General features: G+C 62.4%; 4 protein-coding genes. 2 read left to right on the forward strand and 2 right to left on the reverse strand.

Annotated features, from left to right (window positions below):
- Together RDN59_RS11725 and pth are read right to left on the reverse strand one after the other, a co-directional pair.
- A partial coding sequence (locus RDN59_RS11725) for an SDR family NAD(P)-dependent oxidoreductase (RefSeq protein WP_308607987.1) occupies window positions 1-803 on the reverse strand: 803 nt, incomplete at its 3' end.
- A gap of 41 nt (window positions 804-844) precedes the next feature.
- Window positions 845-1,525: an aminoacyl-tRNA hydrolase gene (gene pth, locus RDN59_RS11730; RefSeq protein WP_308607988.1), complete on the reverse strand. Its 681-nt coding sequence runs from the start codon at window positions 1,523-1,525 to the stop codon at window positions 845-847.
- A 39-nt stretch (window positions 1,526-1,564) separates the two neighbouring features.
- On the opposite strand from pth, the gene RDN59_RS11735 reads away from it, so the two are divergent.
- Together RDN59_RS11735 and RDN59_RS11740 are read left to right on the forward strand one after the other, a co-directional pair.
- A complete protein-coding gene (locus tag RDN59_RS11735) occupies window positions 1,565-2,548 on the forward strand; it encodes a nitronate monooxygenase (protein ID WP_308607989.1) in 984 nt (327 codons plus the stop codon).
- A gap of 64 nt (window positions 2,549-2,612) precedes the next feature.
- A partial coding sequence (locus RDN59_RS11740) for a glyceraldehyde 3-phosphate dehydrogenase NAD-binding domain-containing protein (protein WP_308607990.1) occupies window positions 2,613-3,335 on the forward strand: 723 nt, incomplete at its 3' end.

A 3,335-nucleotide genomic window follows, 5' to 3' on the forward strand; every position in this document is an offset into this window, starting at 1 on the left:
GAGAGCTTCTTCGCAATCGGTCGCTGCAACCCCGGCTTGCGCTTCTGGTTGTAATACTCGCCGGATTTGAAATGGATCCCCGGTGTGCCGCTGAGGAAGTAGGCCAAGTTCTCCCCACCCTTGTCCGCTTTGCCCAAGACGTACTGAGCCGCAGCGGTCGAATAGAGCTTGCTCGTCCTACTCGTTGAGTTATGCCCGAAACCAGTATTCAAAATGCCCGGGTGAAAGGCCACGGAGGTAAGCCCGTGGGAGTCGAGATAACGGGTCAACAGAATATCGCCCAACTTGGCGTTGCCATAGGCGCGCTCGGCGCTGAACTTTTCAAAGGTATTCGGGTCACCGGGGTCGAAAGAGGAGTACAGCATGTTGGCCAAAGAAGCGGTCTGCACCACGGTGGCCTTGCTGGCCCGCAGGGTATCCCGCAACAAGGAGGTCAGAAGAAAAGGGGCCACAACGTTGATCTGCCACGTGCGTTCGAAGCCATCGGCGGTGGCGAAGGGGCCGTCGAACATCCCGCCGGCGTTATTGCCCAAGGCATCGATCTGCGGGTACTGGCGCAGCTCCTCGGCGAGCCGGCGCACCTGGCCCAAAGACTCATAATCGGCCACATGAAAGTTGGCGCCGATCTCCTCGGCCACAGCCTGCGTCTTCTCTGGATTGCGGCCCACGAGCACGAGGGAATCCTGTGGGCGGCGCTGGTGAAGGATGCGGGCAGCAGCCGCACCCACCCCGCTCGACGCACCGGTGATGACAATTGTTCGAGGGTCATGATTAGAAGGAAGGTTCTTGCTCGCGCGGCTCATACTCGGACAGTGTAGGGCGTTGAGCGCGGCAGCGCCGGGGTTTATTTCGACCGAGAATGGATTTCCTGCTGGGCCTTGTTGAGTCCCTCGGTCACGATGAGGCGCGCGGCTTCGGCGGCGGTGGCGATGGTGGAATCGAGCTTCGCGCTGGCGTCGACAGGCGCGAGCACCCAATCTGGAATGGAACCACCCTTGGGCGGGCGCCCGATACCCACGCGCACGCGCAGGTAATCGCGCGTGCCCAAGCGCTCGCTCAGCGACTTTAGACCGTTGTGGCCGTTCTCGTTACCACCCTTTTTAATGCGCACCTTGCCGGCGGGTAGGTCGAGCTCATCGTGGATGACGATGATGTTTTCTGCCGCAACCCCCAGGTGCGCGGCCAAGGGGGCAATGGGATCGCCGGAGAGATTCATGTACGTGTGCGAACGCAAAGCCACGACCTTCGTGTCCTCGAGCTCGAGCTGCGCCGCACTAAGTTGGTGCCCCGTGACAGGTTCAAGCATGTCTCCGGATTCGGCGAGGAGATCATCCACCGCCATGTATCCCACATTGTGGCGGGTCGCGGCGTATTTCGCGCCGGGGTTACCCAAGCCCACGATGAGCCACTCGGCGCTTAAATCCGCCGGGTTTAATCCGGGGGCGGCGGCCTTCTGTGCCTTCTTATTTGGTGCGTCGTCGGCGCGGCCAAAGAGGCGGGTGAAAAAGTCACGGATGGCAGACACAACTACTCCCTTGATGGTTTTTCTTTAGGCTGGGGGACCATGAGTCAACTTCTTGAGGCTATCACTTGCCCCGTCCTACCTGCCCCGATGGCCGGCGGGCCCACCACACCTGGGTTGGTGGCCGCCGCCGACGCCGCCGGTTCCTTCAGCGCGCTGGGGCTGGGGACTTGCTCCGTCGACGCCGCGCGGGAGGCCATCGCTGCGTGTGTGGGCACGCGCTTCGGGGTCAATATCTTTCACCCGCAGCGCGCGCTGACCGAAGCGGAACTCGCGGCTGCGCAGTCCCTCGCTGCGGAAGAGGGCGCCGTGCTTGGCGACGTCTCCCTAAACTTCGGTTGGCAGGACAAGCTCGCCGCCGCGCTGGAGGGTGGGGCAGCAGTGCTCTGGTCGATGTTCGGCGTCTTTAGCGAGGAAGAGATCTCGCGCATCCATGCCGCTGGGGCAGAGGCGTGGACGACGGTCACCACCCCGGAGGAGGCGCAGGCCGCGGCCGCGCGAGGCGTCGATGTGTTGTGTGTGCAGGGGCCTGAAGCCGGCGGGCACCGCGGTGTGTGGGACCCGGGTGCGGAACCCGACCAGCGCCCGCTTAAAGAACTTGTTGCGGCAGTCCATCAAGTCACGGACCTCCCGCTCATCGCCGCGGGCGGTCTGCGCACCGCAGAGGATGTTGCCACGGCCCTGGCCTGGCCGGGGGTAAAAGCAGTCAGCTGTGGTTCCGCCTTCCTGCTCTCCGAGGAGGCCGGGACGAGTGAACACAACCGTGGCCTTCTGCGCCGTGGCGGCCGGACGGTGTCGACCCGCGCGTTCTCCGGGCGCTATGCCCGCGGGCTGGAGACCGCCTACACACGGGCACACCCGGACCTGCCTTTGGTCTACCCCTATCTCAACGCGCTACTGAAACCTCGCCGTGCCCAGCTTGACGCGGACGTGGACTATTGCCTCGTCGGCGTCGATGTAATGAAACTCGGCGGGGGTAGTGTGGCGGAGATCCTCGCTCAACTACACCCAAACGGGCATGAATAACGGTTAATATTTACGGATGGACAGAGTTTTACACCCTTTTTGACGAGTAAAGGATACAAAGCACGTGACTTCGAACGCGCACATTGGGCACGAGGATTGGAACGAGCGCCTGGAGTTGGCTCAAGAGATGATCCCGCTCATCCACCAGCTGCACCGCAACAACAACGTTGTCACCTCTATCTACGGCCGCCTGCTCATCGGCGTGACCGACATCGACATCATCAAGGCACACCGCTACGCTCGCCGCATTGCCGAGCGCGAACTTTCCACCGCAGAGACCCTGCCCATCCTCAAGGAACTGTGCTCGATGAACCTGGGCACCGCTTCCATCGACTTGGGCCGCTTGGCCACTGGCTTCCAGGAGTCCGGCTCCGATAACCTGCGCAACTACCTCGAGGAGACCCTCGTGGATCTCGTCGGCGCTGGCGTGGACAAGGAATCCACCGACGTCGTTCTTTATGGCTTCGGCCGCATCGGCCGCCTGCTGGCCCGCATCCTGATTGCCCGCGAGGCTGCTTACGGCGGCGTGCGCCTGCGCGCTATCGTCGTGCGCAAGAAGGGTGACATTGACATCTTCAAGCGCGCCTCGCTCCTGCGTCGTGACTCTGTCCACGGTGCCTTCAATGGCACCATCGCTGTTGACGAGGAGAACGAGGTCATCTGGGCCAACGGCACCAAGATTCAGATGATTTACGCCAACAACCCGGCGGACATTGACTACACCAAGTACGGCATCGACGATGCCATCGTCGTCGACAACACCGGTGTCTGGCGCGACCGCGAGGGC

The sequence above is a fragment of the uncultured Corynebacterium sp. genome, from assembly GCF_902489365.1.
Lineage (GTDB): Bacteria > Actinomycetota > Actinomycetes > Mycobacteriales > Mycobacteriaceae > Corynebacterium.

Excerpts from the sequence above, each read along its gene's own strand:
- RDN59_RS11735 (WP_308607989.1), top strand. The coding sequence starts at position 1,565 with ATGAGTCAACTTCTTGAGGCTATCACTTGCCCCGTCCTACCTGCCCCG.